This is a genomic window from Glutamicibacter sp. (assembly GCF_050701915.1).
Classification (GTDB): domain Bacteria; phylum Actinomycetota; class Actinomycetes; order Actinomycetales; family Micrococcaceae; genus Glutamicibacter.
Genome location: NZ_JBOGEG010000045.1, coordinates 1 through 26,066 on the forward strand (window position 1 = coordinate 1; position 26,066 = coordinate 26,066).

The window sequence follows — 26,066 nt, forward strand, 5'->3', positions numbered from 1 at the left end:
GCCGTATCCCCAGCTGGGGATACGGCGGCCTCTGGCTATTTGCCTGTCGGTTCCAACTCGCGTTCCTTCACCGGGTGGCGCGAGAGAATGGAAATCCGGTTGAAAGCATTCATGGCGATGGCGATCCATTGGATCGCGGCCACCTGCTCATCGGTCAGCACCAGGCGGGCCGAGGCCACCGCTGCTATCCGCTCATCAGGAATCGGCAGGCCAGTGGTTGCTTCGGCGATGGCCAATGCTGCGCACTCTTCTTCGGTGAACAGTCCTCCGCACTCATCCCAGGTGCGTAGCAGGGTGATCCGCTGCAGGCTCTCCCCTGCTTCCAGTGCCTTGCGCGCATGAAGGTCCAGGCAGAACGCACAGCCATTGATCTGCGATACCCGCAGGTTAATCAGCTCGGCGGTGCGGTCGCTGATCCCGGCGGCGCGGTAGGATTTGGCGACATCTTTGGAGAATCTGCCAATCGAGTTCCATAGCTCTGGATTGGTCTTATCAAGGAAAAGCGGGTCTGAAACGGCCATATCAGAACCATACCTCCACGCGCAGCTCTCCTGCGCGAAGAGAGCTCGTTAACGCACCGTGGAGACCAGCGATTGCTGGTCTCCTCGAACATTGCTACTTGTCGCCGTCGGCTGCGAGCTGGCCGCAGGCGCCGTCGATTTCCTTGCCTCGGGTATCGCGCAGCGTGGTTGGCACGCCGAGCTCATCGAGGCGGCGAACGAACTTGGAGGTGATGTCCGGTTCGCTGCGGGTCCAGATGGAGCCTGGCACCGGGTTCAGCGGAATCGGGTTCACGTGCACCCAGCCGCGGCCGCGGGCGTTCAGCTTCTTGGCCAGCATTTCTGCACGCCATTCGTGGTCGTTCATGTCCTTGATCAGCGCGTACTCGATGGAGACACGGCGACCGGTCTTCACGTAGTAGTCGTACGCGGCATCCAGTGCCTCGTCGACCTTCCAGCGCGAGTTGACCGGGATCAGCTCGTCGCGCAGCTCGTCATCCGGTGCATGCAGCGACAGCGCGAAGGTGACCTGGACGTTCTCCTCGGTCAGCTTGCGGATCGCCGGAACCAGGCCGACGGTGGAGACGGTGATGCCGCGGGCTGCCATGCCCAGGCCCTCGGGGGCATCGGCGACCATGCGGTGCACGGCGTTCATCACGCGCTTGTAGTTGGCCAGCGGCTCGCCCATGCCCATGAACACGATGTTGCCCACGCGCTCTTCGGGGTGCTGTCGTCCGCCCAGTCCGCCTTCGGCAATTACGCGGTTGGCCTGGACGATCTGGTCCAGGATTTCAGCGGTGGACATGTTGCGGGTCAGCCCCGCCTGGCCGGTGGCGCAGAACGGGCAGTTCATGCCGCAGCCGCACTGCGAGGAAATGCACAGGGTGATGCGGCCCGGATAGCGCATCAGCACGGACTCGACCAGCGAGCCGTCGAACAGGCGCCAGAGGAACTTGATGGTCTTGCCGTCATCGGTTTCCAGGCGCTTGACCTCGGTGAGCAGCTTCGGGAACATGGCCTCGGCCAGTTCCGCGCGGCGCTCCTTGGGAAGATCGCTCATCTTCTCCGGGTCGGTGGTGTAGTGCTGGAAGTAGTGCACGGAAAGCTGCTTGGCACGGAAGCCCGGCAGCCCCAGTTCCTTCAGCTTGGCCTGGCGCTCGGCCAGGGACAGGTCGGCAAGGTGCGTTGGCGGCTGGGAGACGCGGCGTTTGGTGGCGAACTGCAGCTCTGGACGACCATCGGCACCCATCTCCTGCTTCCAGCCTTCAGCGGTTGGAACGACCTGGGCGCGGCCTTCGGCTTCGGCTCGGGACTTGGAGATGCGCATCTGCTGGGCGCGCTGGGCCGCGGCCTGCTCATTGCGCAGTGCCTTGCGTTCTTCAGCGGAAAGTGGGGTGGAATCGATGGAAGTCATTGCTACCTATTGTTTCATGTATCCGCGAGTATTTGGCGGTGAGTTTGGGCACGCGAAAACAGTGCCGCACCGCCAATCTACCGGCGGTGTGGCACTGCTGCATTCGGGTGTTCAGTACTTGAAGGATTCCTTCAGGTGGCCGAGGTTGCCCACGGCACCGGCAAGGTCCATCTCCCCCAGGTGCCCGCTGGTGGCAGAGGCCGGGCGGTCTTTGCTCCAGTGCCGGAAACCATCCTGATGCTCTCGGGTGACCACCGCATCGCCGGTGCCGGCCATGACCGCCTCCAGCTGGTAGGTTTCGCCCCAGATGGACTCGCCGTTTTCGGTTTCGCCTAGATAAACCCTGACTGCTCCGCTGACCGAGCCGTTGGCGAGCTGCTTGTCGATGTGCACTTCCAGCGCATCGCCGTACATTCCCACAGCGCCCAGCGTCTCGCAACCGCTGTCCGGTTCCCATGACGGTATCTCGCCTGCCGGGCAGTCGAAGTTCACCACTGTCGCATCCCCTGAGCCGGTAGTGCGTGCGAAGAAGCTGATCAGGTGTGCGTTGCCGGCAAAACCGTCAAGGGCTCCGACATGGGCCACCTCGCCCATGAGCCAGGTGGTATCGGTCTTTTCCGGGGGTGCCGCCGAAGCGGGGACAAGCGCGCTCAGCGCCAAAAGGGCGGTACCTGCGGCGCACAGCACTGCGCCGGTATTTTTCTTCATGATGAGGGGTCCTTTCCGCTTCGCATGCCTCGATGCACGCGCAAGTGATGCTGACCAGTGTGCGACCCCCGCCCCGGTTCATTCAATAGATAGATATAAGAGTTATCCGGGCGCAATGCACGCTGGCCGGCAGCGGGTCTGGCCGTGCGGTTGCTCTCCGGCCGTCACTTGCACTCTCGGCACCGCTGGGCGCCACAAGGATAGATGCTCCTTCGCAACCAGTAATCGAAACGTTGCCATTTCGTCACGCAACGGGAATGGAACGCTGCCCGGGACCGGTCATCGTGAAGTCGCGCGCCACCTTCTCACTCAGCCAGGCACTGGAGGCTAGGCAGGAAATCGCCGAATCCCGCAGCGGGACGGCCCAGCGTGGCAGGGCCCGGCCCAGCAGCATGTTCACCTGCGCACGCCGGGCCGTACTGCGCGCTGCCCCGAGCCGCAGATCATCCAATGCTTCAATTGGTGCCCTGGCAGCAATGAGGTGTGCCACCGCCTGCGCATCAGCCAGCCCCAAGCTCAGCCCCTGCCCGCCGATCGGGCTGATCTGGTGGGCCGCATCCCCCAGCAGCACCACTCGGCCATGGACCATCGAGGGCACCATCCGCGTAGCTGTGCCGAAATAGCTGGTCATCGTGCAGGCCTCGGCTTCGAGCAGGTATCCGGTGCGTTGGCAGATGGCCTCGGCCAAGGTGCCCGGCGATTCATCGCCCTGCGTTTGTTCGATGCGCACCACCCAGCGCCGCAGCGCGCCGGGCAGCGGGAAGGATTCGACGATCCCCTCCTGATGCAGGAAAAGCGCCGCAGTATGGGCCAGCCCAGTGGTATCCGGGAAGTCCCCCATCAGGTAGCTGTCCCGATGGTCCCTTCCGGCAAAGCCCACCCCGAGATCCGTGCGGACCGCGGAGCGGACCCCGTCGGCTCCGGCCAGCCACCGGGCCCTGTGCAGCGCACCGCCAGCGGCGAATTCCACCGATTGCCCCGACTGCCCAAGCACCTGCTCGAAGGCGGAGGCCAGCATCAACGACCCCGGTGCGAGCTGCTCCAAGCGCTCGCGCAGCAATTGCTCGGTGACCTGCTGCGGCAGGGACAGCACATAGGGGTACTGCCCGCCAATCGCGGAGAAATCCATCGAAGCGATGCTCCGCCCGCGCGAGATCCCCAGTCCGCCGCGGATCTGCACGCCGCCACGCTGCGCGGCAGGTCCCACTCCAACCTGCTCCAGGACCTTCTGCGCTGGTGGGTGCAGGCCGATGGCGCGCGAGTGGGCTACCGGTGCGCTGCGCTGCTCGAAGACCCGAACGCTACGCCCGCGTTGGGCAAGCAGTATGGCCAAGGCCAGGCCTACCGGTCCGGCGCCGATTATCGCGACGTCATCCACGGCCGCCAGCTTCCCAGAACAGCAGGTTGCGGTACGGACGCTGCGTGCGCACTTCCCAACCAGGGCGAAGCAGATCCTCCAGTTCTCCCGGCACGTAGCTGCGCCGAATAGAGGTCAGGCCATCGCGCCGGATCAGCGAGCTGCCCGCCAACGGCAGGGCCGCCAGCCCGAACAGCCCCAGCGCCACCGGGGAGCGCCGAATATCGCTGTGCAGCCCGACCCCGGTGCACAATTGCTCGGTCTCGTCCAGCAGCTGGCGCAACTGGCCGGTACCAAGGTGGTGCAGCAGGTGGTTGGAGAGCACCAAGTCGAACTGCTCGCCGTCGGCCGCTAGCCGGGTGCTGGTCGTTTCCCGGAATTCCAGCACTCCGCGCGGCAGGTTGCAGCGTTGCAGCCCCTGCCTGGCGTAGGAGATGGCCCGGGGATCCGGGTCGATGCCGCACACTACAACCTCGTACCCGTCGGCGAGCGCCCAGCCCGCCAAATTCGCCGCGACGTCTCCTCCCCCGCAACCCACGTCCAGTATCCTGGCCCGGACCCGGCGCGCCAGCAACGGGCGGATGAACTGCATGTAGTTGCCCCGCCAGCCGGCTACTACCCGGTTAATCAGCGGGAACTGGGCGTAGGTGCGGCGCAGCAGGACCGGATCACAGTCCGGGCGGTCCATTTCCTCGATGGCTTCCGCTGCCCGCGCCAGCCGGAGCATTACTCCCGCCTGCGTACGGTGAACAGCCCGGTTTCCACGGTCAACCCCGGGCCGAAAGCCATGGAGCAGACCCTGTCGCCCTCGTCCGCAGCGGCCGATTCCAGGATTTCCTTGAGCACGAAAAGCACCGTGGCGCTGGACATGTTCCCGTAGCGATCCAGTATCGCGCGGGCTGGCACCAGCTGCCGGTCATCCAGGCCCAGCCGGTTCTGCACCCGGTCCAGGATGGCCCGGCCCCCGGGGTGCAGACCCCAGTGCTGGATCCGGTCCACGGATAGTTCCGAGTCGGCGTCCTTGGCCAAGAGTGGCTGCAGCGCCCCGGTGATGTGCTCGTCGATGATGTGAGGGACGTAGGTGCCCAGCACCATCTCGAATCCGTGGTCGCCGATATTCCACGCCATGGATTCTTCGCCTACCGGGGTGAGCACGGTTTCGAAGCCGTCCATTTCCAGCAGCCCGCTGCCCTGCGCCGAGACGATCACCGCTGCGGCCCCGTCGGCGAAGATGGCCGAGCCCATGATGGTGTCCGGGTCATTGGAGCTGTGCACATGCAAGGTGCACAGCTCGGCGCAGACCACCAGCACGGTGGCTTGCGGATCGGCCAGGCAGAAGTCGCGGGCCGCGCGCAGGGCGGGGAACGCCGCGTAGCATCCCATGAATCCAAGGTGGTGGCGCACCGTGCTCGGTGCCAGTCCCAGCGCGCGCACGATCTGGTAGTCCGGGCCCGGGTTGTAGAACCCGGTGCAGGAAACGGTGATGACGTGGGTGATGTCTTCCGGCTTAAGGTCCGGGCAGGCGTCGAGGACCTTCTTGGCAGCGTCCTTGAACAGCGCGCTGGCCTGCTTCACGTAGATGCCGTTGCGTTCGGCCGTGCTCGGGGAGAGCAAGAGGCCTTCACCCCGGTCGTAGAACAGCGGCGTTTCGGGCTCGGGCAGGGAGAGATCGAATTCGTCGACGCAGCTGTACCTGGTGCTGATCGCGGCGGAGTTGAACGAGGTGGCGATGAGCCGCTCCCCGAGCCGGCTCAGATTCGGCTGGCTGGCGAAGACATCACGGATCTCTTCTTGAGCCAGGGTCGTCGCGGGAACTGCGGTTTGGATCGTGCGGATCTTCACTGACATGACCCGAGCCTAGGGCCGATGCAGGGGAAGGTAAACAGCTTTGGCGAATTGCCAGCATCAATCCAATTATTCGGTTCCACGGTGCGCGTTGATTATCTATCCTCAGCGGAGAATATGATTATTGTTATTAACATCAGATTTAATCGATCACGCATGAAGAGGTCATCTTGGCAAAGGCATCAATTCATTCCCTGGAGGGTATCCGCCGAACCATCCTTGATGGCTTCTGGTCCCCCGGCGATCGCCTGCAGCCGACCACTTTGGCAGAGCAGTTCGAAACCAGCACGACGGTGATCCGCGAATCGCTGACCCGGCTAGCGGGGGAAAACCTGGTGGTTATCCGCCCGAACCGCGGTTTCTTTGTTCCTGATCTGAACCTGCGCGAACTGGCAGATATCACCGAACTGCGTTGCTCCACCGAAGCACTGGCCGCGCGCTTGGCAGTGGAGCGCGGAGATGTCGCGTGGGAATCCAGCTTGATTGCGGCCCACCACAAGCTTTCGCGTACCCCACGGCGTTTGCCGGAGGAACCTGGCACCGTCAACCCCGCATGGTCCGAGGCGCACCGCGAATTCCACCATGCGCTTTTGGTTCCGTGCGATTGCCAACCGATGCTCAAGCTGTCTGCGGACCTTTCGAACTTCACCGAGCTATACCGGCGCTGGGCTGCCCCGTCGAAGGCAGCAGGCAAGCGCAACGTCGAAAAGGAACACCAGGCAATCCTGGATGCCGCCTTGGATCGTGATGCCGCCCTCCTCGGCGAGCTGCTCAGCAACCACTATCGTTCCACTGTCCAGGTCGTAATGGACGCCGGATTGAGCACCCTGCGCTAAAGAGGACTAGCTTCGGCAGTCCAGAAGCACTTTGCCCAGGTGCCGTCCCGAGTCGAAGTACGTGTGAGCGGCAACTACCTCGCTGAGCGGGAACACCCGGTCCGTGGTGGTTTTGATTTTTCCGTCCGCCAGCAGCGGCCAAACGATTCTGGTGGTTTCTTCCATGATCCTTGCCTTTTCCGCTGGCGTGCGGTCCCGCAGCAAACTTCCGATCAAGGTCAGCTTTTTCTTCATCAGCATAGAGAAGTCCAAGGTATCGCTGGCTCCGCCCTGCTTGCCGATGGTGATCATGCGGCCACCGGATTTCAGGGCAGTGAGATTCCGTTGCAGGTAAGAGCCGGCCACGGTGTCCAAGATGATGTCAGCACCGCCAAGGTGCTGAACCCGCTCGTCAAAATTTTCTTCGCGATAATTGATCGCGATATCGGCGCCCCATGCCATAGCCTGAGCGCATTTCTCGGCACTTCCTGCCGTGGCATAGACCGTGCCGCCCAGTGCCTTGACCAGCTGGATTGCGAAAGCTCCAATGCCGCCGGTGCCACCGTGGATCAGCACTGTTTCACCTTCACGGTAGCGCCCGTTGATCAGTATGTTGAGCACTACGGTGGCTGCTACTTCCGGAATGCCAGCGGCCTCTACCAGGCCCAACCCCTGCGGCGCAGGCGCGACCTGCGCTTCAGGGACAGCTACATATTGGGCGTAGCCGCCGGAGTCCGTCAGGGCGACCACTTCATCGCCCACCGCGAATCCGCAAACCCCGGAGCCCAGTTGCTCAACAGTGCCGGACACTTCAAGGCCGAGGATATCGGTGGCGCCTTCGGGAAGGTTAGCCCGTCCCCCACGCTGGATAACATCCGTCCGGTTCAGCCCGGCCGCGGCCACCCGGATCAGCACCTCGTATTCGCCCGGCCGCGGTATTTCGCGAGCTTGAACTTCCAGGCCTTCTGGCCCTCCCGGTATTCCGACAACGACAGCTTGCATAGCTCGCGCTCCTATTAGTTCTCTAGCTCAATTCAGACTTCGAGGTTTCACGGGTGGTGTAGACAGCGATCGCACTGATGATCGAGAGCGCAACGAAGAAGACCACTACGTACTTGAGCGAGGTTCCACCGCCGAAGACCAATAGCTGAGCTGCAATCATTGGGGCGAAACCGCCACCGAGCGTTGCACCAAGCTGATAACCGATCGACGCACCTGTGTAGCGCGAGCCGGTAGAGAACTGTTCCGAGATGAAAGGGCTGATGATGCCCATCAAGATGCCTACGATCAAGCCATAGCCCACTACGTACCCCGCAAACATCTTGCCGGTTTCACCCGAACCGATCATCGAGAAGACTGGGTAGAAAAGTACAGCGCCTATGAACAGGCCCGCCAGCAGCATTGGACGACGGCCCACCTTATCCGACATGGCTGCGAAGCAAGGCAGCGTGAACATGTTGACCACCGATGCAATCGCGGCGATGAACAAAGCGGTTGAACGGTCCGCGCCACCTTGGACCGCGATGGTTAGGGCAAAGGTCGCCAGCATTGACTGGATTGCAGTTGGCGTAGCCCCGGCCAAGACTGTCTGCACCAGGGTTTTTGGTTCGCGAAGAACTTCAGCCAGCGGCGACTTGCGCTGATCTTTCACCTGCTCTTGAACTTTGGCGAAAGCAGGCGACTCATGGACACCCAGGCGTACCCACAGAGCGACCACGACCAAGACCGCGCTGAGCAGGAATGGAATGCGCCAGCCCCAAGCCATGAACTGGGCTTCAGGAAGCATCGCGAACAAGCCCATGATCGAAGCGGCAAGAACAGCGCCAGTCGGCGCACCCGCATTGACGATGCCGACGGACAGTCCGCGTTTCTGCGACCTAGAGTGCTCCAGCGCCATCAGCGTAGCGCCACCCCACTCGCCACCAATGGCCAGCCCCTGCACTAGCCGCAGGGCAATCAGCAGCAATGGTGCCAGGACACCGATTTGGGCTTGGGTCGGCAGCAAGCCGATCAGCGTCGACGCCGAGCCCATGAGGATCATGGTCAGCACAAGCATCTTCTTGCGGCCCAACCGGTCACCGAAGTGACCGAAAATGATGCCGCCCAAGGGGCGAGCGACGTAGCCAACCGCCATCGTGCCGAATGCCGCTACGGTCCCCAGAATTGGGCTGAGGTTTGCGAAGAACAGGTGGCCGAACACCAGGCTGGCAGCCGTGCCGTAAACCAAGAAGTCGTAGAACTCCACGACGCTGCCCAGGTAGCTGGACAGCAGAACACGTCGCATATGGCGAGCATCGTGCCCAGTATTGGCTTTAGTTGATGCTGTATCTTGGCGAGCCGTACTCGACATTTGGTACCCCGACTTTTCAGAAGATCGTCATTAGCCACCGGTAATTACTCGCTGTGACCTGAATTACGATATGCTCCCAATAATCAGATTGTCAAGAAATAAAACATTATTCAGTATTGAGAAGCTCGCGAATGCCTCAGCCATCCCCTTTCCCCGAGACTGGCGGGATAACTCGCTGGGTCGTGATCGCCGCGTTCATTGCAGCAACCGCTCTTTGAGCCGAGTCGGCCACCGGAGAATCCTGCGCCAGTTCCTTTATCCTTGCTTGCGCCTCACCAGCGGCCATCGGAGCTATCTCATCCTTGAGCAACTCCGGCGCGAGGCCAATCGCCTGCACGATCGCCAACACGGTGGTATCGCTGACGCCGGGAATCTTTTGCCCATGCAGGGCAGCCTGCAGGTCGGTTCTGATTTGCCGTTGGATCTGTTCATTGATGATGTGAACGCGTTTTTTGCCCATCCCCAGCAACGTCCGCTCGCCATATTCCACGATGCCTGCCTTGGCTAGGGAATCGGTGACCAATCGCGCATCGCACAAGCCCGAGATCTTGACCGCCTCATCCAGGGAGAGCCGTTCTTTCTTCTCTAGCTTTGCCAGCGGGGCGGCAAGGACCGGGTCTGGACATGGCCCGGCACCTACCAGCTGGATTTGCCGCTGCTGGTCATCGCTGAGCGCCACGCGGCCGGCAATCATCAGGTCAGATATGAGGGCGGCGTTCATTCCATATCCCGTAGCTGATACAACCGATTCCGGCTTCTCCGCGTCGTTGGCCATCAACAGGTAGAGCTTCTCTGTGATCAACATATTCTCAGGCTACCGGCCATCAACGGCTGAATTCTTCAGCCTTCCGGCGGATATTTCGGGCTAGCCCAATGGCCCCGGGCTGACTAGGATTTCTTCTTGGCTTTGGCCACCTCGGAAGGCGAATGAGTGGTTCGAGGTTCGGATCGGTCCTGTGTCATGGCCGACGTCGTGCGGATGAACACCGAGATCCAGCTGAACATGATGGCCACGACCGAGAGCTCAAAACCGGTCAGGTTGTAGTACGACCACTCGGTCCACAACTGGAAGGCCGCCCAGATCGCGCCAATCGCCGCGTAGGACAGCATGTGGAACACCGCAGGGTAGCCAGGCAGCAGCACGATGGTGCCCAGCAGCAAGAAGATCATGGCCACCGAGACCATCTGCACGAAGGCCGAGTGCACCTCCATCGCCACATCGAAGGGGACCAAGCCAATTCCGATAATGCCCACCGAGACAATCAGCAAGCACCAGCGCACGAGCCGCGGCCGAGGACGCACCATGCGTGCAATCTTGTATCTTTCCAGCGCCGGGCGGCAACGGTAGGACTGCGCAAGGCGGACCAGGTCGCGGGTCAGGAACTCGGTGAAGGCCGCCAGCACCAAGCCGGAAATCACCAGGGTGAGATTGAAGGTCCAGAACGAGCCCATGCCGGCCTGCGTCGTTCCCAGCGAAGAGAACATGCTCTGCCACCAGCCCTGGTCTTCGGCCAGCAGCATGCTGATCAGCACACCGGCGCTCATGAAGATCCCCAGCACCACGGAAAGCGATTCCGCGTTGATGCGCGCGGTTGCTTCCAATGACAGGTAGGCGGAGATGCCCGTGGCGACGCTGACCGCCAGCGCACCTGCAAGCACATCCAGATGCAGCCCGTAGAAGGCTTGCTGGAACAGATGGAAGACAACCAGCAGGATCATGACGGTACTAGCTACGTGCACCAATACGAGGCCCAGGGCCGTGACGATCTGGCGCCATTTGGGAATCTTCTTCAACCACGGTTCACGTGCCCGCAGCATCGAACGGAAAGCATATGCGCTGCTGGTTCCGGCGGAGACAGCACCGCAAACGGCGGAAACGATGCCCACGGACAGATCGCCAAAGAGCGGCGGACGTTCACCGGCGAAGATGATGAGCCCTACAATCAACCCGAATAATGAACAGAACAGGCCGGCCCATAGAGCACGACGCTCAATGTCTAGTTCACTGACTCGCTTGCTGAGAGTTACCTCGGGATATTGGGAATGCACGTAGTACATTCTCTCATTTTCATTGAAGAACGTGTACCGCCCGCGGCGCCGCCGCACACCGCGCAGCAGGGCAATGCGCTAGTTGGAGGCCAAGGCGATCAAGCCGCTTGCCATCAGGCTCACGGCACCGCTGAAGGCAATCAGTATCACGAATGCGCGACTGAATTTTTGCGGGATCCTCGGGGCCAGGTAATTTCCCAGCAAGATGCCCAGCACCATCGCGCCAAGGCAGGCACCCCACTGCTGCCAATGAAGCTGCGGCATGCCGCCCTTGGCGACCAGGGAAGTCAGCGACAGCACCAGGAAGTAGAGCTGCACGGAGATGGCGAATTGCGCCTGCGGCCAGCGGCTGGCCACAGCGTATCCGGCAATGGCCGGGCCGGAGACCCCGGCGGTTACCGACATGAATCCGGAAACTGCCCCGGCGCCGATGGCCAATCCCTTGCTTTGGGCCATCGCGAGGTTTCGAATCATGAAGCTCGAAATCAGCGCGAGGATCACCATGAACGAAATGCCGACGGAGAGCCATGGCCCATCCAGCGAGTTCGCCACCCAGGCCCCGGGAATGGTCATGAGCATGGCCGGTATGAGCATGAACGCGACCTTCCGGTACTCGACCTGCCGGAAAACCTGCGCAAAGATCAGCAAACTGCTGCAGGCGCCGAGCAGGTTGACCAGCATGACCCCCTCATGGGGTCCCAAGACCATGACCAGGAAGGGCGAGGAGACCAGTGCGAACCCCATTCCGGAGATTCGTTGCGTTGAGGCGCCCACGAAAACTGCGGCTGCCAAGCCGATTACCGCCGCTAGTTGCACGCCTTGTTCCACGCTGCCTCCGCTTTCCCAATCGCCATCTTCTATTACGTTAGTCCACGGCCAATGAGTCATTTGAATGGAGCCCGCTTCAGTTGGAGTTTTACGCTGTAGACGTGAGCAATGACGTAGATTTCCTGATCATCGGCGGCGGCGCGATGGGCTCGGCCGCCGCTTGGTCCCTGGCCTCTGCCGGGCACGAGGTCCTCCTGCTGGAACGCTTTGCCCCGGGCCACCTGGAAGGCGCCTCGCACGGAGCAACCCGCAACTTCAATCCTGCCTACACCGAACCGGAATACCTTCGCCTGCTGCAGCGCTCCGATGCCTTATGGGACGAGATTTCCCAAATGGCCGGTACCCCGCTGCTGGAGCGCACCGGACTGGTCAACCACGGAATCGTTGCAGAACAACGCGCAATGCACCAGGTCCTCGCCCATGCAGGATTCGACAGCGAGCTGCTGAGCATCGCAGCGGCAGAAGAGCGTTTCACAGGCATGAAGTTCGAGACCGAAGTCCTGCACATCCCCGCCGGCGGCCAGATCAACGCCGATCTCGCCGTCGCTTCGCTGCAGAAGCTGGCCGTAGCGCACGGAGCTGCCGTGGAATACGGGCACCAGGTGACCAGCCTGGTGGTGCTTGCCGATGACCGTGTCGAGGTGCAAGTCCAGCACCAGGGCACCAATTCGGCCATCCGGGCCCGCCATGCCATTGTCGCCGCGGGTGCCTGGACCGGGCTGCTGCTGGGCGATGCGCTCAACCTTCCCGCCATCCACGTCACCGAAGAGCACCCGGTGCATTTCGCGCACAAGGACCTGCCGGCGCACTGGCCGGGATTCAACCACACCCTGGATCCAGCACGGGATATCGGATCACGCATCTTCGGACCCATCTACGGCATGCGCACCCCGGGGGAAGGCATCAAGGTGGGCTGGCATGGTTCCGGGCAGATCATCGATCCGGAGCACCGCCCGCACCAGGCCAGCGAAGAACAGCTGCGCGGGTTGCAGGACTACGCGGCACGCTGGCTTCCGGGAGCGGATCCCTCGCGCTACGAAACGGTGTCCTGCACCTACGCCAACACCGAAGACGAGCACTTCATCCTCGATACCCTGGGACCGATCACCGTCGGCGCGGGATTCAGCGGCCACGGCTTCAAGTTCGTGCCCGCCATCGGCGAATACCTGGCCGACCTGGCCTTGGGCCGGCGCGCGGCCGAACCCCTGTTCTCCGCGACCCGCACGGCGGCGAAACCGGTCTTCCTGGAGCGCCGCCGCGCGGTCGGCCTGGGCTAGGCGCCTATCCCCGTTCCGCGGCGGGCAGCTGCTGGGTGATGCAGTGGATGCCGCCGCCGCGGGCGAACAGCACACGCGCATCCACGCTGGCCACTTCCCTTCCGGGATACGCCGCGGCCAGGATGCTCGCGGCCTGCTGGTCGTTGGGATCGTCGAAGCTGCAGGCGACGACCCCGCCGTTGGTCACCAGGTGGTTGATATAGGAATAGTCCACCCAACCTTCGGCATCGCGCAGCACCGTCGGCGCCGGCACGGCGATCAGCTCCAGCGCCCGTCCCTGCGCGTCGGTTGATTGCTCCAGCCGTTCGCGTACGGCCTGCGAAATCGCGTGGTCCGGGTGCCGCGGATCCTGCTGGTCGTGGTAGAGCACGACGCCGGGCCGGGCGAAGCAGGCGACGATGTCCACGTGGCCGCGCGTGCCGAATTCCTCGTTGTCACGGCTCAGACCGCGATCGAGCCAAATGGTCTTCCGGGTTCCGAGCAGCCGGGAGAACTCGGCCTCGATGTCCTTCTCGGTCTTGCCCGGGTTGCGTCCCGGATCCAGCTGGACGCTGCGTGTGGCCAATACCGTTCCCTCGCCGTCCACGTGGATCCCGCCGCCCTCGTTGGTGATCGACGCCCGCACTTGTTCTGCGCCGGCCAGGCGCGCGACATGGCCCGCCACCAGGCGGTCCTTGTCCCAGGACGCCCAGCTCTGCGCGCCCCAGCCGTTGAAGTTCCAGTTCACCGCCTTGAGCTGGCCCTGTGCGGTGCGCACGAAGCTCGGACCGGAATCGCGCATCCAGGCATCGTCCAGCTCGTGCAGGCAGTAGCTGACCGCATCGCCCAGATGGCGCCGGGCCGCAGCTTCGCTGGCCGGGTCCACCACCATCGTGACCGGTGTGAATGCTCTGATCGCGCGGGCCACGGCGCTCCAGGCCGCACGGGCCGCTTCGGCCTGCGACTCGGTTTCCCCCAGCGTGTAGCCGCCGGAGGGGAAGGCCATGAAGATGCGCTCATGGGCTTCGGTTTCGGCCGGCATGCGCAACTCAGGCATGGGACTGCGTCCGTTCGCCCAGCTGCGCGTCTTCGCGCGGCGCAGCCAGCGCCGAGTAGGTATCGGGCCGGCGGGTGCGCAGGAACGGGAAGAGCGTCAGCCAGTCGCGGCGGGCGTCCAGGTCCAAGGTGGCCACGAGCACCGCTGAGGCATCGCGCGGGGCGCGGGCCAGGATGCGGCCGTACGGGTCCGAGATGAAGGATGAGCCGTAGAAATTCAGTGCCCCCTCATCGCCCCAACGGTTGGGGACAACCATGAACAGCCCGTTGGCAATGCCGTTGCCGATAATGGTCTGGCGCCACAGCGGCTCGGTGTCGAAGTCCGGGTGGTCCGGCTCGGAACCGATTGCGGTGGGATAGGCCAGCAGGTCGGCTCCGGCCAGCGAGTAGATGCGCGGCGGTTCGCTGAACCATTCGTCCCAGCAGGTGGGCAGGCCCATGGCCAGGTCCCCGAGTGCCTCGATGCGGTGCACCGGGTAAGGCTCGTCATTGGGCCCTTCGCGGAAGTACTTGTCCTCGTAGTAGCCGGCGGTCCGCGGAATATGCAGCTTGTTGGTCAGCGCAACGATCTCGCCATCCGGGGAAAGAACCACTGCGGTGTTCAATCCCAACCCGTCGGCGTCCGGAGCTTTGCGGAACAGCGAGATGTGCACGTGCAGGTTGTACTTATCGGCCATGTCGCGGGCGAAGGCCACGGTCGGCCCGTTGTCCAGGTCTTCGGCGCAGGCATCCGCGGCGTCGGCGTCCGGGATCTCGAAGGCCGGGTATTTGCCCAGGGTCAGTTCCGGGAGGAAGACGATGCGCGCGCCGTGCTTGGCCGCGCGGGCAATGCCGTCCTCCAGTTCGTCCCTCAGTTCCTGCTGGTCTTCGCGCCAACGATGCTGCACCAGCGCGACGGTGATCTCGCCACGGGACTTCGCTTCGGCACGGGCCAGGGAAACGGGTGGTTCAAGGGCCAGGATCTCTTGCATGAGGGCTCCCCTTCGGAAATTAAACGAATGGTATTCGTTTACAGATTAGATCCGGTAGCGGCCTCTGCGCAAGGGATTTAACGAATGACTTTCGTTTATTTGTGTAAGCTCTACCCAGAACCTTCAACAACGGGAGAATTCATGGCCAGGCCTTCCAAGCCGAAGCTCAGCACCACCGCAATCGCCGATGCCGCACTCAAGCTCGTCGATGCCCATGGCGAGTTCACGCTTCCGCAATTGGCCAAGGCACTCTCGGTCTCCGCTTCGTCCCTGTACAACCACGTGCAGGGAAAGGGCGAAATCATCGAGCTGATGCGCGGGCGGGCCATGGCCGAAATCCGCTTACCCGCACCAGCAGAGAACGATTGGCGCGAATCGATCCGGCGCATCGCCACGGAGTATTGGACATCCTACGCAAAGCATCCGCGCCTCATCCCACTGTTGACCAGCCACACGGTTCGGGATAGCACCACACTTCGCGTCTACGACGCTCTAGCCCAAGCCTTCTGCGCAGCCGGATTCGAGCCGCGCCTCCGGCTTGAGGCAATCACGATCATTGATTCATTCGTGCTCGGTTCGGCACTTGACGCCGCCGCCCCGGAGGAAGTCTGGCAACCTGATTCCGAATCGTCCAGGGCATTTACCGACGCTCTCGCAGCAGGCCTCGGCGCCCAGCATCGGGCGGAGCAGGCTTTCTTGGCGGGACTTGATGTCATCCTGCGGGGACTTGGTCCACATGATCGCGGATGCAAATAAGCCACCCAGCCAGAACGGCTGGCCATTCGGACAGGACTTCCTCCCGCCTGGCGGGAATTCCCGGCTGCCGGACTAGACGAACGGCCCATTTCATCCATCCAATCACTATTACCCGCGGGTAATGATCAAAGCGTCAACTAATTCCTGATACGTTGATTTTATCCATAGGCATTAGTGCGTCACCACACCATTCAGGAGGACAGTTCATGGCTACAGCTTCGAGCCAAAAATCACGCAAGATCAAGGCCCTGCTCGCCGGCGGCTTGGTTCTCGGTGTCGGCACGGCCGTGACATTGGCAGCCTGGACCGACCAGGAATGGGCCACCGGAACCTTCAGTGCTGGCTCCTTCGACGTTGAAGGCAGTACCGACGGAACCGCTTGGGCTTCTCATGCGACATCAGGCGAAGCTGCAGCGCTCGCCTTCGAAGTCGACGCAAATAACCTGACGCCCGGCGACAAGGTTGCAGAAGCGTTCGCCCTGCGCACCGCTGCAGGGACCACTTACGACGCCACCGTCGACTTGATCGCGGCAACCTCTGCTGGAGATAACGCAACCAATCTCAGCTACGAGATCTTCACCGTACCTGCAATCGGCGACTGCACCGCTGACGCCACCGCCGATTCCGGTGCAAGTGTTATCGGCACCGGTACTTCCTTCAGTCCCGGCGCCCCCTCGGCCACGGAATTCACCTTGGCCGCTGGGACGGATGCAGTTGCCGGCACCTCGACCGTGCTGTGCTTCCAGGTAACTGCGGGCGCAGGCCTGGTACAAGGCGGGGATGCAACCGCTACTTGGGGCTTCGAAGCCACTTCGCAGCAACCTTAGTACCAAAAAGGCCGTTGCCATTGTCGGCCGGAACCCGGCTGCGAGCCCGCGTTCACCTGCTAGCCTGAACGCGGGTTCCTCGCCGTCCAATTCCGGTGCCGATTGGCGATGGACTTCCGAGAAAATGCAACAGGGTCTTGAAATGAGGGCAAGGTGGGAGCACGCAGAGCACGAGCCCGCGCGAAGCCGATGTTTGCTGTCCGCATCGGGGATTTCCTGCTCACTATCTTGGCCGTTGCAGGTTCATTGTGCTTGTTGCTCGTCATCCTCAGCTTCACCCTGAACATCTCGATCATGATGTTCAAGACCGGTTCCATGAGCCCTACGATCACCGCCGGATCCATCGCGCTGGTCAAGGAAATCCCTGCCAGCGAACTGGAAGTCGGCGATGTTGCCACCGTTCAACGCGACCACGAAGAGCTGCCGGTCACCCACCGAGTCACAGCGATCAAGAGCATCGCTGATGACGGCACCGTGGCTTTTACCATGAAGGGCGACGGGAACGAGACGCCCGATGTGGACCCCTACAGTGCGTCAACTGTCCAGCGCGTATTCTTTTCCGTTCCAGGGCTCGCGCCACTGATCCAGAAGTTCAATTCCCCATATGTTCTTGGCGTGTTGACGCTAGGAGCCGCCACGCTGGTCGTCTGGGCCTTCTGGCCTCGCGAACATGACGGCAACGACACTCCGTCCGCTGATCCTGCCGCCTCACGGCAAGCCTTCTTGCTCCCCGCAGTACTGCTGGCAGCCGCCACGGTTTTCGCATCCTCGGCACCGGCGGATGCATCGACGCCAGATGCCGCGGGCACCTACCTGAGGTTGGCTTCGGAACTATCGCCGTCCATGTCCCAAATGAGCCCCGGCGACTCGGCAGAATGGACAGTCGAGGTGTGGGCCGAAGCCCCCGAACCGGGGATGATCGACGTCGGTTTGCAGGTTAACTCGATGCCGGCCAGCCCCATGCCCTGGACACTTTCGGTGATCAGTTGCCCGGTAGCGGACACTGGACGCCAACAAGGCTGCGGGCATGATTCCAGCCAAGTCCTCGCTGAAATCCCGGCGCGTGACATAGCCGGCACAGCAGGCCGAAAGCTGCTCAGTTTTCGCTCCACGGAACGGCACCGCTTCTTGGTGACTGCGTCGCTGCCGGCATCGGCATCTTCCGATCCGTCCTTCGACCCGTTGCAAGTCCAGGTCTTCGCCAAGGGCATGGGCGAAGAAATCGCAATGCCACCGGTTCCGCCCCAAGGGCCGCCAGATCTAGCAGACACCGGGGTGGCGAACCTGCCACTATTGTTCATTGCTGCGGCGTGCGCAGCGGCCGGACTCGCCGCTGCCGCCCTGCGCAAAAGGCGGCAACGTGGCTAGCCATTTCCTGACCCCGAAGATCCGTCGCAACTTTTGTGCCTTCATGGTGTTGCTGCTCCTGGCCTGCGTGGCACTCGTCGGAATCCGCGCAGCGACCACCATGGCAGCCTGGCAAGACAGGACCTTGGCCTCCGCGAGGTTCTCAGCGGCGACGCTCGACCGGGTCCAGAATTTCCAATGCTACGACAGCGAATCGTTGCTAGGCACGGGATTGCTGGCAAACCAGGTGCGCTTCGAATGGGAAGCGCCGGCGGGCTTCGAGGGCAAAGCACTGACCTACGAGATCTATCGGGGCCAGACGCTGCAGACCACGACCAAGAACACGCAATACGTTTACAGCACCACCCTCTCGTTGAACCTGGGCTACACCTTCACCATTCGCCCAAAACTCGACTCGACTTCTTGGGTGGGCCCTTCCGTCTCGCAGCGGGTTAATTCGATTGGCCTGATCGTTCCGCTCTACATGGCCTGCGGTACCGGATAAGGCCCAACGCCCAGAGACGGCAAGGCTGCTGGACTACTTGGACTTATCCGGAGCCGAGGCGAAGAGGTTCAGGCCCATGGCGCGCGAAAGCTGCCCAATGGCAAGCTGCGCCCGCACCGAGTTCCCGGCCATGTCCAATGGCGGCGAGAACGCGCCAATGGCCCCCTTGCCGGGGGCAACGGCGACGATGCCGCCGGAAACCCCGGACTTCGCCGGGATGCCGATCTCGAACAGCCACTCCCCGGATCTCTCATACAAGCCGTTGGAAGCGACCGTCGCCAGGGTATCGCGGCAAACATCGGCATCCACCACACGTTTTCCGGTCACCGGGTTCACGCCGCCATCGGCCAGCGTCGCGCCCATGACGGCAAGATCATGCGCGCTGATATTCAGCGAGCACTGCTTGGTATAGACATCCACCGCGTCGAAGGGATCGCCATCCAACCGGCCATAGCTTTTGAGCAAATGCCCCAGGGCCTTGTTGCGCTCGTTGGCCAGCGACTCGGAATGGTAGACCTCGTCATCCAGGCTCAGCGACCGGCCAGCGAAGGCCGAGAGCCCTTCGCGGACGTTCTCCCACTTCTTGGCGGCGGTCTTCCCCGGCATCAGCGCGGTGGTGGCAATGGCGCCCGCATTGACCATCGGATTCATCGGCAGCCCGTTGTTCAATTCCACAGCCATTACCGAGTTGAATGGCATGCCGGTGTTATTCACCCCGATGCGGTCCCTGACAACTTCGCGCCCATGCTCCTGGACGACCAGCGCGTAGACGAACATCTTGGAGATCGACTGAATGGAGAACAGGTAATTGCAATCGCCCACCACGTGGACCGAGCCCCCTACGTGGGACATGGCGATGCCAAAGAGATTGGGATCCGCTTGGCCCAGGATCGGAATGTAGTGGGCAAGGAGCCCGTCATCTGCATCCGTGTACCGTTCATGTGCTTCCTTGAGCAGTGCATCGATGCGATCATGCTCCAGCTCACCGGTAGAAACTTGCTGAACGACGTCGTCGAAATCGGTGGGAATAGTTTCGTTATTCCCTTCCGAAGGATAGGTCATCTTCACCTGCCTTTTGTCCTGGGTCGATTGATCCATGCTGCTTGATTTGACCTTATCAACAGCATTGGCGCTTGGCACCTTGGAGACAGCCATGAGCCGGAATCAAGCATTGGGCCAGCTGCCCGGGGCATCCGTCCCAACCATGCTTCCACTTGGTGCTCAACGCATGAATCGCATGTGTTTTCCCCTACATTGTGGAGCATCTAACAGCGCAAAGCGCCTAGCCTGACTTAGCATTTTGTGTATGGCTAAGGGTATTACTTTTCATACGCGCAAGTGGGTCCGCCCAGAAGACTTGAACGCAAACGGCACGCTGTTCGGCGGCAGCCTGTTGCGCTGGATCGATGAAGAAGCTGCGATCTACTCGATCATCCAGCTGGGCAACAAGCACGTTGTCACCAAGTTCATGTCCGAGATCAACTTCATCGCCTCCGCAAAGGAAGGCGACCTGATCGAGATGGGCCTGACCGCCATCGACTTCGGCCGGACTTCGGTCACCCTGCGCGCAGAGGTGCGCAACATCTTCACCCAGGAATCGATCCTGACCATCGAGAAGATCGTCTTCGTGAACATCGGCGAAGATGGCAAGCCGGAACCGCACGGCTACGACCACATCACCTACACCCGCGATCGCATCCCGCTGGAAATCACCAAGGCACTGATCTAGTCTCCGTTTGAATGCCCGCAGCCCTCAAGAATTCAAGGGTTTGGTTCAAGGCCCCGCTCGGCCGCGCTTAGTTGCGTGCCCAAGCGGGGCCTTGCTTCTTTTGCAGGTAAATCGCCCAAAGCCCTTGCACTGGGTTCGAGCGTCCAGCAAAGTTGTTTTTGCACTGAGGAATTCCACCGACGCAGAAGCGAGAAACCCATGGGCCAGATGATTTTCGTCAATCTACCGACCGCCGATCTAGCCAGAGCCGACAAATTCTACGAAGCACTGGGCTTCACCAAGAACACGACGTTCTCCGATGAAAACGCCACCTCATGGATCATCGCCGAGAACATTCTCGTGATGGTGCTGCGCCAAGAGTTCTTCGCTAGCTTCCTGGTCAACGGCGATAAGCCGGCACTCGGAAGCGGCCTGCGCGAAACCCTCAATGCCCTCTCGGCAGAAACCCGCGAGGGCGTCGACGACTTCGTCGCCCGGGCCGAGGCCGGTGGCGGCAGCGTCTACCGCCCGGCAGATGAGCCATTCCCGGGCATGTACCAGGCCGCCGTCCAGGACCCGGACGGGCACGTCTGGGAAATCGCATGGATGAGCCCCGAAGCAATCGAAAACCCGGGCGGCTGAGCCGCTAGCCGACCCCGGAATTCCGCAAGTGCCGCAGCTCTTCTGATTTGCGGCGCTTGCGGAATTGCTTCTTCATCCCCTTGGCCGGATGCATCGGCTCCGGCCAGCGGGGACGCAGCTGGTCACCCAGGGTAATGCCCCGCATGCGCCGCCCGAACATCGGCAGCACCCACTGCCGCAACCATTCCACGTCGCGCTGCGTGGCCTGCCAGAATCCCACCCGGTCCGCGGCGCCAAAGGGATCGAAAACCAGCTGGTGCGGATACCCGAGGATCTCCAGGATCCTGATGGCCATGTATCGATGTCCCGCACGATTCATGTGCAGCTTGTCGATATCCCACATGCGTTTATCCCGGTAGGCCTCCCAGTTCCAGTAGTCGACGAGCACTACCGAGTCCGGATAGCGTTTAGCCAGCTGGCGCACGTGGTCATTGAAGCGCCAGTTGCGCCGCTTGAACGGGGCGAGCACCGGGTGCACAGGGATATCGAAGCCGGTGAACAGCAGGACCTTGGCGCCCGTGGAAACCAGGGCGTCGACGGCTTGCGAGTATCGGGCAAGGAACTCCTTCATATCCTTGCGGAATTCCAGGATGTCGTTGCCGCCGGCATAAAAGGTGATCACGTCCGGCTTGAGTTCCAGGGCGACCGGGATCTGCTCGTCGATGATCGACTGGAGCCGGCGGCTGCGGATTCCCAGGTTCACGTACTGCCACTCGGGATCCGCTTTGGATAGCTGCTTGGCCACGCGGTCGGCCCAGCCGCGCACCCCGTTGGGCAGCCTGGGTTCCCAGTCCCCCACGCCCTCGGTAAAGGAATCCCCGATCGCCATAAACAGCCGTCCCATGACTGGCTAATCTACAAGGAACAGTTGGCCAAGCCATGTCCGGGAAGCGAACCCCACCACACTTTTAGATGACAACGGCGTTCAGGCGGCCTGTTGGCAGAAGCTCATCGTGCCGCAGACAGGCTTTTCATCACCGACAAACCCGGAACCATCACGAAATCCTCGGATACAAGGCGGGCAATGTCCTGGGCAATGCCAGAGGTATTCTTCCCCATGTCCGGTCCGGCTAGTGCGGGAAGCTCGCGCACCACGCTGACGGCAGCAGATTCAATGGCCAATGCGGCCCGCTCTTCGCCTAGATGCGCCAGCATCATCGCAGCAGACAGGATCGCGCCGACAGGATTGGCCCAGCCCTTTCCGGCAATGTCGGGTGCCGAACCGTGGATAGCCTCGAACATGCTGGGTGCGCTTCCATCCAGATTGAGATTCGCGCTTGCTGCAACGCCCAGGCCTCCCTGGATGACAGCTCCAAGGTCCGTGATGATATCTCCGAAGAGGTTGTCGGTAACCACTACATCGAATCTTTCCGGGGCAACGGGGAGATGGAAACACATGGCATCGACATGAACATAGTCGACTTCCACTTCGGGATAGCGCTCCGAGACCTGGTCCACGACTTCCTGCCAAAGCTTCCCGGCTTCGACAAGTATGTTCTTCTTATGGCACAGGGTGAGTTTCTTGCGCCGGCTCATAGCCAGCTTGAAGGAATACTCTACTACTCGCGAGATCCCCTGGCGGGTGTTGACCGATTCCTGGACCGCCACGGTGTGGGGTGTATTTGCGTGGATTGTCGAGCCTTGGCCAACGTAGGCGCCTTCGGTATTCTCACGGACAATCACCAGATCGCAACGTTCGGGCGTCAGCCCGGCAATGGGGGTGGCGACGCCCGGGTAGAGCTTGACCGGGCGCAGGTTCACCGCCTGCTCAAATTCCTGGCGCATCGACAGGATAAATCCGCGTTCAAGAATGCCTGGCTGCACTGCTGGGTCCCCCATCGCGCCGAAGAGGATGGCATCATGGCCACGCAGTTTTCGAGTCAGCTGCGGGTTCCATAGCTCGCCGGTCTGCAGGTAATGCTTGGCTCCTGCGTCATAAGTAGTCAGATCCAGCGCGAAGCCAAACTTCTTCTCCGCTGCGGCCAAAACATCAAGTGTTCCGCCCATGACTTCCGGGCCGATCCCATCTCCGGGGATGGCGGCAACGCTGTAGGTTTTCATTGGGCAGGCCTTTCACTGGCGGCTAGGTGGTTTTGAAGTTCGTTGAAGTAATCGTGTACTCGTCGTTGTGCAGCCTTACCGTCTGCTTCGGCTAAATGCTCCAGGATGCCTATCTGGAGGTTCCGCAGTTTGCCCGAATTTGCCGGATACCACGCGGTGGCAGGCAAATGCACTTCCTCGGTTATCCGCACAAGGGTCGAGAATCCTTGAAGATAGCGATTGGCCGACGAACCCAGTAGCAATAGGTGCACCCTGGAAGCATTATTGGGCGTGGCCGTTCCCGGGTTGCGCAGTGCTCGAAGCAGATCGTCGAGCAAGGACCGCGATATCCTATCGATTGCCATACTGCAGGCGGCCGATTCCAATAGTTCGCGGAATTCCAGCGCTTCACGCAGATTCGTTGTTTCCATCTTCGTAACCGTGGCTCGCCCGGAGGAATCGAGCTGGACCACGCCTTCATGCTCAAGCAAGGCAAAGGCTTCACGCAACGGAGTCCGGCTGACGCCAAGCTCTTCGGAGAGCCGTTGCTGCGCCAAGACTTGTCCCGGCGCATACCGTCCCAGGAAGACTCGTTCGCTGATGACGCCAGCAGTTTCCCGGGCCAGCGAAACGTTGCTCCTCCAGTCAAAAGCCATCGCCACCGCCTGTGCTCACGTATCTGAATTTATCGGTATCCCGAAGTGGAATAGTGAGCATTACTGTTCCCGGAGATTCGCCTAATGTCAATGAATTCAAGGTTTTAGAAGCGCGGAAGGGTCATTTTCCTCAAACCCGTTGACTGCGAGCTAGATCACTGATTAGCTTTGGTCATCTACTGGTCAGACCAGTAGGAATTCCATTAGCGCCAATTCGAAAGTAGGAACGATGACTTCTCACTCAGATGCTTACCCTGCGGGATTGCCCATCGGCGACCGGTGGGTGCACTGCGCGGAAACAGTCCCCGTTATTTTCCCTTTCGATGGTTCAGTAGTTGCGCACGCGCCTGTAGGCTCTGCGGCACTAGCCAGCCAGGCATTGGACGCCGCCCAAGGCGTCGCCAAGGAAGTCGAGAGGCTGAGCACCGGCACCAAGCGGTCAATCCTCTTGGCGGTACATCACAAGATTTCCGAGCACCGCGAAGAGCTTGAGAATCTCCTGGTCCTCGAAACCGGCAAGCCCCTGGTGGACTGCCGGGTCGAAGTTGCGCGCACCCTGACCACATGGGCCGCGGCAGCCGAAGAAGTCGCCCACCTGCGCGGCGAGACAGTACCCCTGGATCTGCAGGCCAGCGGCGATGGAATGATCGGGTACTGGACCCGAAAACCGGCAGGAATCGTGATCGGCATCGCCGGTTTCAATTACCCATTGCTCTTGGCCAGCCATAAGCTTGCTCCGGCGCTGGCGGCTGGATGCCCGATCATCATCAAGCCAGCTCCGAATACCCCGCTGTCCACCTTGTGGGCTGTGCACTTGATCCGCGAAGCTCTCGCCGCCCATCAGGTCAGCACCGCAGCGGTTCAGCTGGTCACCGGCGGCATTGAGGTTGGCGAGACATTGGTCGCGGACCCGCGCTCAGCGGTGGTTTCCTTCACTGGTTCCGCGGCCGTCGGCCACCAGATCGCCAAGAATGCGGCACCACGCAAGGCAGTGCTGGAGCTGGGGTCTAACACCGGTTTCATCGTCGCCGAGGACGCCGATATCCATGCAGCGGTCGATGCCGTGCTACGCGGGGGCTTCTATGCCAACGGGCAAGCCTGCATCTCTATTCAGCGCGTTCTGCTCGATGAGAAAATCGCTGGCGACTTCCAGCGGGAGCTGCTAGCGCGCATCGGCGAAATAGTGGTTGGCGACCCCCGCTCGGAACAGACCCTGGTGGCACCGCTGATCAATAAGGCATCCACCGAACGCGTGCTGTCATGGATCGGGAAGGCAAAGGAACGCGGAGCACAGGTGCTGGCCGGCGGAGGCCTGCTGGGTGAATCCATCCAGCCCACGATCCTGGTCGGTGTCCCGGCCGATGCAGAACTATGGTGCGAGGAAATATTCGGTCCTGTCATCTGCTTGCGCACGGTGCCTGACCTCGATGCAGCCTTTGAACTGGTGAACGAATCACGGTACGGCCTGCAGGCCGCCATCTTCAGCAAGTCGCTGAAGACGGCTTTCCGCGCCATCGATGAGCTGGAAGTCGGCGGTGTCGTAGTTAATGAAATCCCCGGATTCAGGTCAGACATCATGCCCTATGGAGGAGTCAAGGACTCCGGGATCGGCCGTGAAGGCCCCCGCTTTGCAATGGAAGAATTCACGGTCACCCGGATGGCCATCATCCGCCCCTAGCCCGAGGCATCTTAAACGAAGGACAACACAATGGATTACACCCAGCTCTTCCAATTTGCCGGCCAGCGTGTCATGGTGATCGGCGCAGGCAGCGGCATCGGCCGTGAAGCCGCGCTGGCCCTCGACGCGCACGGCGCCCACGTGATTTGCGCCGACCGCGATGCCGGAACCGCGCAGGAGACCGCCGATATGCTCAGCAGCGGTTCCACGGTTATCGAGCTCGATGTCCTTGATATTCAATCCGTTCAGGCCGCTTCCAATGAATTCAATGACATCGCTGCCCTGGTGTTCACCGCAGCCACGAATGTCCGAAAGCGCATCGTGGACTACACAATGGAAGAATTCGACCGCGTGGTGAACTTGAACCTGAGGGCTTCATTCGGTCTGATCCAAGCCTTCGCCCCGAGGCTGGCAGCCAATGGCGGCGGATCCATCATTGGCATCTCGTCCATTCGCGCGTCAGTTGTCGAGCCCGGGCAAAGTGTCTATGCGGCCACCAAGGCGGCATTGGTCCAGCTGGTCCGTACCGCGGCCGCCGAATTCGGCCCGCAGGGCGTCAGGGTCAATGTCGTTGCCCCGGGCGTTGTTGAAACCCCGCTGACCGCACAGATCAAGGCCAACCCCGACTGGTACGACGCCTATGCCCAGAAGAGCGCCTTGGGCCGCTGGGCCAGGCCAGAGGAAATGGCTGGAGCCATTGTCTATCTTGCTTCGCAGGCATCGAGCTTCGTGACTGGTTCGGTGCTTACCGTCGATGG

The 26,066-nt window shown here is 61.6% G+C and carries 27 protein-coding genes; 10 read left to right on the top strand and 17 right to left on the bottom strand.

The annotated features are described in order from the left end of the window. Positions 1–35: 35 nt before the first annotated feature. From ACRDT3_RS17285 to ACRDT3_RS17310, 6 genes are all read right to left on the bottom strand, one after another. Positions 36–521 carry a carboxymuconolactone decarboxylase family protein gene (locus ACRDT3_RS17285; RefSeq protein WP_431494169.1) on the bottom strand — a complete coding sequence of 162 codons (486 nt, stop codon included), beginning with the start codon at positions 519–521 and terminating at the stop codon, positions 36–38. 94 nt (positions 522–615) lie between these two features. Continuing rightward, positions 616–1,827, bottom strand: a complete 1,212-nt coding sequence (rlmN, locus tag ACRDT3_RS17290) for a 23S rRNA (adenine(2503)-C(2))-methyltransferase RlmN (RefSeq protein ID WP_431494194.1) — start codon at positions 1,825–1,827, stop codon at positions 616–618. A 198-nt stretch (positions 1,828–2,025) separates the two neighbouring features. After that, positions 2,026–2,622 (bottom strand): hypothetical protein, encoded by a 597-nt coding sequence (locus ACRDT3_RS17295; RefSeq protein WP_431494170.1) that lies wholly within the window; start codon positions 2,620–2,622, stop codon positions 2,026–2,028. Between the two features lie 244 nt (positions 2,623–2,866). After that, on the bottom strand, positions 2,867–4,000 hold the full coding sequence (locus tag ACRDT3_RS17300) for an FAD-dependent oxidoreductase (RefSeq protein WP_431494171.1): 1,134 nt from the start codon (positions 3,998–4,000) through the stop codon (positions 2,867–2,869). Then, on the bottom strand, positions 3,993–4,706 hold the full coding sequence (locus ACRDT3_RS17305; RefSeq protein ID WP_431494172.1) for a methyltransferase domain-containing protein: 714 nt from the start codon (positions 4,704–4,706) through the stop codon (positions 3,993–3,995). The genes ACRDT3_RS17300 and ACRDT3_RS17305 overlap by 8 nt, the downstream gene beginning before the upstream one ends. Next, positions 4,706–5,827 (bottom strand): type III polyketide synthase, encoded by a 1,122-nt coding sequence (locus tag ACRDT3_RS17310; protein ID WP_431494173.1) that lies wholly within the window; start codon positions 5,825–5,827, stop codon positions 4,706–4,708. Before ACRDT3_RS17310 ends, ACRDT3_RS17305 begins: the two co-directional genes overlap by 1 nt. A 167-nt stretch (positions 5,828–5,994) precedes the next feature. Here ACRDT3_RS17310 and ACRDT3_RS17315 point away from each other — a divergent pair, with 167 nt between their 5' ends. Continuing rightward, complete coding sequence (locus ACRDT3_RS17315) at positions 5,995–6,660, top strand: GntR family transcriptional regulator (RefSeq protein WP_431494174.1); 666 nt, start codon at positions 5,995–5,997, stop codon at positions 6,658–6,660. Positions 6,661–6,666: 6 nt separating this feature from the next. On the opposite strand, the gene ACRDT3_RS17320 is transcribed toward ACRDT3_RS17315, so the two are convergent. The 5 genes from ACRDT3_RS17320 to ACRDT3_RS17340 form a co-directional block, all read right to left on the bottom strand. Continuing rightward, complete coding sequence (locus tag ACRDT3_RS17320; protein ID WP_431494175.1) at positions 6,667–7,641, bottom strand: NAD(P)H-quinone oxidoreductase; 975 nt, start codon at positions 7,639–7,641, stop codon at positions 6,667–6,669. A gap of 22 nt (positions 7,642–7,663) precedes the next feature. Then, positions 7,664–8,923, bottom strand: coding sequence for an MFS transporter (locus tag ACRDT3_RS17325; protein WP_431494176.1), 1,260 nt, complete (start codon positions 8,921–8,923; stop codon positions 7,664–7,666). 202 nt (positions 8,924–9,125) lie between these two features. Then, positions 9,126–9,791 carry a GOLPH3/VPS74 family protein gene (locus ACRDT3_RS17330; RefSeq protein ID WP_431494177.1) on the bottom strand — a complete coding sequence of 222 codons (666 nt, stop codon included), beginning with the start codon at positions 9,789–9,791 and terminating at the stop codon, positions 9,126–9,128. 86 nt (positions 9,792–9,877) lie between these two features. Beyond that, on the bottom strand, positions 9,878–11,038 hold the full coding sequence (locus tag ACRDT3_RS17335; protein ID WP_431494178.1) for a hypothetical protein: 1,161 nt from the start codon (positions 11,036–11,038) through the stop codon (positions 9,878–9,880). Between the two features lie 78 nt (positions 11,039–11,116). Next, the gene (locus tag ACRDT3_RS17340; RefSeq protein ID WP_431494179.1) at positions 11,117–11,854 is read right to left on the bottom strand and encodes a sulfite exporter TauE/SafE family protein; all 738 of its coding nucleotides are present in this window, start codon (positions 11,852–11,854) and stop codon (positions 11,117–11,119) included. Between the two features lie 113 nt (positions 11,855–11,967). Here ACRDT3_RS17340 and ACRDT3_RS17345 point away from each other — a divergent pair, with 113 nt between their 5' ends. After that, entirely contained in the window at positions 11,968–13,143 is a 1,176-nt protein-coding gene (locus tag ACRDT3_RS17345) for an FAD-dependent oxidoreductase (protein ID WP_431494180.1), read from the top strand. Between the two features lie 4 nt (positions 13,144–13,147). Here the strand turns inward: ACRDT3_RS17345 and ACRDT3_RS17350 are convergent, their stop codons facing one another. Together ACRDT3_RS17350 and ACRDT3_RS17355 are read right to left on the bottom strand one after the other, a co-directional pair. Then, a complete protein-coding gene (locus ACRDT3_RS17350) occupies positions 13,148–14,179 on the bottom strand; it encodes an agmatine deiminase family protein (protein WP_431494181.1) in 1,032 nt (343 codons plus the stop codon). Then, positions 14,172–15,149, bottom strand: a complete 978-nt coding sequence (locus tag ACRDT3_RS17355) for a nitrilase-related carbon-nitrogen hydrolase (protein WP_431494182.1) — start codon at positions 15,147–15,149, stop codon at positions 14,172–14,174. Before ACRDT3_RS17355 ends, ACRDT3_RS17350 begins: the two co-directional genes overlap by 8 nt. A gap of 141 nt (positions 15,150–15,290) precedes the next feature. Here ACRDT3_RS17355 and ACRDT3_RS17360 point away from each other — a divergent pair, with 141 nt between their 5' ends. The 4 genes from ACRDT3_RS17360 to ACRDT3_RS17375 all read left to right on the top strand — a co-directional run bounded on the left by ACRDT3_RS17360 (position 15,291) and on the right by ACRDT3_RS17375 (position 18,584). After that, positions 15,291–15,905, top strand: coding sequence for a TetR/AcrR family transcriptional regulator (locus tag ACRDT3_RS17360; protein WP_431494183.1), 615 nt, complete (start codon positions 15,291–15,293; stop codon positions 15,903–15,905). Positions 15,906–16,111: 206 nt separating this feature from the next. After that, on the top strand, positions 16,112–16,732 hold the full coding sequence (locus ACRDT3_RS17365) for a SipW-dependent-type signal peptide-containing protein (RefSeq protein ID WP_431494184.1): 621 nt from the start codon (positions 16,112–16,114) through the stop codon (positions 16,730–16,732). Between the two features lie 153 nt (positions 16,733–16,885). Next, a complete protein-coding gene (locus ACRDT3_RS17370; RefSeq protein WP_431494185.1) occupies positions 16,886–18,100 on the top strand; it encodes a signal peptidase I in 1,215 nt (404 codons plus the stop codon). After that, positions 18,093–18,584, top strand: a complete 492-nt coding sequence (locus ACRDT3_RS17375; RefSeq protein WP_431494186.1) for a hypothetical protein — start codon at positions 18,093–18,095, stop codon at positions 18,582–18,584. Before ACRDT3_RS17370 ends, ACRDT3_RS17375 begins: the two co-directional genes overlap by 8 nt. Positions 18,585–18,617: 33 nt before the next feature. Here the strand turns inward: ACRDT3_RS17375 and glsA are convergent, their stop codons facing one another. Then, positions 18,618–19,646 (bottom strand): glutaminase A, encoded by a 1,029-nt coding sequence (gene glsA, locus ACRDT3_RS17380; RefSeq protein WP_431494187.1) that lies wholly within the window; start codon positions 19,644–19,646, stop codon positions 18,618–18,620. A gap of 244 nt (positions 19,647–19,890) precedes the next feature. Between glsA and ACRDT3_RS17385 the strand changes: the two genes are divergently transcribed. Both ACRDT3_RS17385 and ACRDT3_RS17390 read left to right on the top strand, forming a co-directional pair. Next, positions 19,891–20,313 carry an acyl-CoA thioesterase gene (locus ACRDT3_RS17385; protein WP_105552734.1) on the top strand — a complete coding sequence of 141 codons (423 nt, stop codon included), beginning with the start codon at positions 19,891–19,893 and terminating at the stop codon, positions 20,311–20,313. 198 nt (positions 20,314–20,511) lie between these two features. Next, positions 20,512–20,934 carry a VOC family protein gene (locus ACRDT3_RS17390; RefSeq protein WP_431494188.1) on the top strand — a complete coding sequence of 141 codons (423 nt, stop codon included), beginning with the start codon at positions 20,512–20,514 and terminating at the stop codon, positions 20,932–20,934. Between the two features lie 4 nt (positions 20,935–20,938). Here the strand turns inward: ACRDT3_RS17390 and ACRDT3_RS17395 are convergent, their stop codons facing one another. The 3 genes from ACRDT3_RS17395 to ACRDT3_RS17405 all read right to left on the bottom strand — a co-directional run bounded on the left by ACRDT3_RS17395 (position 20,939) and on the right by ACRDT3_RS17405 (position 23,630). Continuing rightward, positions 20,939–21,778 (bottom strand): SGNH/GDSL hydrolase family protein, encoded by an 840-nt coding sequence (locus ACRDT3_RS17395; RefSeq protein WP_431494189.1) that lies wholly within the window; start codon positions 21,776–21,778, stop codon positions 20,939–20,941. A gap of 104 nt (positions 21,779–21,882) precedes the next feature. After that, positions 21,883–22,995 carry a 3-isopropylmalate dehydrogenase gene (locus tag ACRDT3_RS17400; RefSeq protein ID WP_431494190.1) on the bottom strand — a complete coding sequence of 371 codons (1,113 nt, stop codon included), beginning with the start codon at positions 22,993–22,995 and terminating at the stop codon, positions 21,883–21,885. Continuing rightward, positions 22,992–23,630 carry a GntR family transcriptional regulator gene (locus tag ACRDT3_RS17405; protein WP_431494191.1) on the bottom strand — a complete coding sequence of 213 codons (639 nt, stop codon included), beginning with the start codon at positions 23,628–23,630 and terminating at the stop codon, positions 22,992–22,994. The genes ACRDT3_RS17400 and ACRDT3_RS17405 overlap by 4 nt, the downstream gene beginning before the upstream one ends. Positions 23,631–23,859: 229 nt before the next feature. Here ACRDT3_RS17405 and ACRDT3_RS17410 point away from each other — a divergent pair, with 229 nt between their 5' ends. Then, the gene (locus ACRDT3_RS17410; RefSeq protein WP_431494192.1) at positions 23,860–25,308 is read left to right on the top strand and encodes an aldehyde dehydrogenase family protein; all 1,449 of its coding nucleotides are present in this window, start codon (positions 23,860–23,862) and stop codon (positions 25,306–25,308) included. A gap of 30 nt (positions 25,309–25,338) precedes the next feature. Continuing rightward, a partial coding sequence (locus ACRDT3_RS17415) for an SDR family NAD(P)-dependent oxidoreductase (RefSeq protein ID WP_431494193.1) occupies positions 25,339–26,066 on the top strand: 728 nt, incomplete at its 3' end.

Excerpts from the sequence above, each read along its gene's own strand:
- ACRDT3_RS17285 (WP_431494169.1), bottom strand. The coding sequence starts at position 521 with ATGGCCGTTTCAGACCCGCTTTTCCTTGATAAGACCAATCCAGAGCTA.
- rlmN (WP_431494194.1), bottom strand. The coding sequence starts at position 1,827 with ATGCGCATCTCCAAGTCCCGAGCCGAAGCCGAAGGCCGCGCCCAGGTC.
- ACRDT3_RS17295 (WP_431494170.1), bottom strand. The coding sequence starts at position 2,622 with ATGAAGAAAAATACCGGCGCAGTGCTGTGCGCCGCAGGTACCGCCCTT.
- ACRDT3_RS17305 (WP_431494172.1), bottom strand. The coding sequence starts at position 4,706 with ATGCTCCGGCTGGCGCGGGCAGCGGAAGCCATCGAGGAAATGGACCGC.
- ACRDT3_RS17310 (WP_431494173.1), bottom strand. The coding sequence starts at position 5,827 with ATGTCAGTGAAGATCCGCACGATCCAAACCGCAGTTCCCGCGACGACC.
- ACRDT3_RS17320 (WP_431494175.1), bottom strand. The coding sequence starts at position 7,641 with ATGCAAGCTGTCGTTGTCGGAATACCGGGAGGGCCAGAAGGCCTGGAA.
- ACRDT3_RS17325 (WP_431494176.1), bottom strand. The coding sequence starts at position 8,923 with ATGCGACGTGTTCTGCTGTCCAGCTACCTGGGCAGCGTCGTGGAGTTC.
- ACRDT3_RS17350 (WP_431494181.1), bottom strand. The coding sequence starts at position 14,179 with ATGCCTGAGTTGCGCATGCCGGCCGAAACCGAAGCCCATGAGCGCATC.
- ACRDT3_RS17355 (WP_431494182.1), bottom strand. The coding sequence starts at position 15,149 with ATGCAAGAGATCCTGGCCCTTGAACCACCCGTTTCCCTGGCCCGTGCC.
- ACRDT3_RS17360 (WP_431494183.1), top strand. The coding sequence starts at position 15,291 with ATGGCCAGGCCTTCCAAGCCGAAGCTCAGCACCACCGCAATCGCCGAT.
- ACRDT3_RS17365 (WP_431494184.1), top strand. The coding sequence starts at position 16,112 with ATGGCTACAGCTTCGAGCCAAAAATCACGCAAGATCAAGGCCCTGCTC.
- glsA (WP_431494187.1), bottom strand. The coding sequence starts at position 19,646 with ATGACCTATCCTTCGGAAGGGAATAACGAAACTATTCCCACCGATTTC.
- ACRDT3_RS17385 (WP_105552734.1), top strand. The coding sequence starts at position 19,891 with ATGGCTAAGGGTATTACTTTTCATACGCGCAAGTGGGTCCGCCCAGAA.
- ACRDT3_RS17390 (WP_431494188.1), top strand. The coding sequence starts at position 20,512 with ATGGGCCAGATGATTTTCGTCAATCTACCGACCGCCGATCTAGCCAGA.
- ACRDT3_RS17395 (WP_431494189.1), bottom strand. The coding sequence starts at position 21,778 with ATGGGACGGCTGTTTATGGCGATCGGGGATTCCTTTACCGAGGGCGTG.
- ACRDT3_RS17400 (WP_431494190.1), bottom strand. The coding sequence starts at position 22,995 with ATGAAAACCTACAGCGTTGCCGCCATCCCCGGAGATGGGATCGGCCCG.
- ACRDT3_RS17405 (WP_431494191.1), bottom strand. The coding sequence starts at position 23,630 with ATGGCTTTTGACTGGAGGAGCAACGTTTCGCTGGCCCGGGAAACTGCT.
- ACRDT3_RS17410 (WP_431494192.1), top strand. The coding sequence starts at position 23,860 with ATGACTTCTCACTCAGATGCTTACCCTGCGGGATTGCCCATCGGCGAC.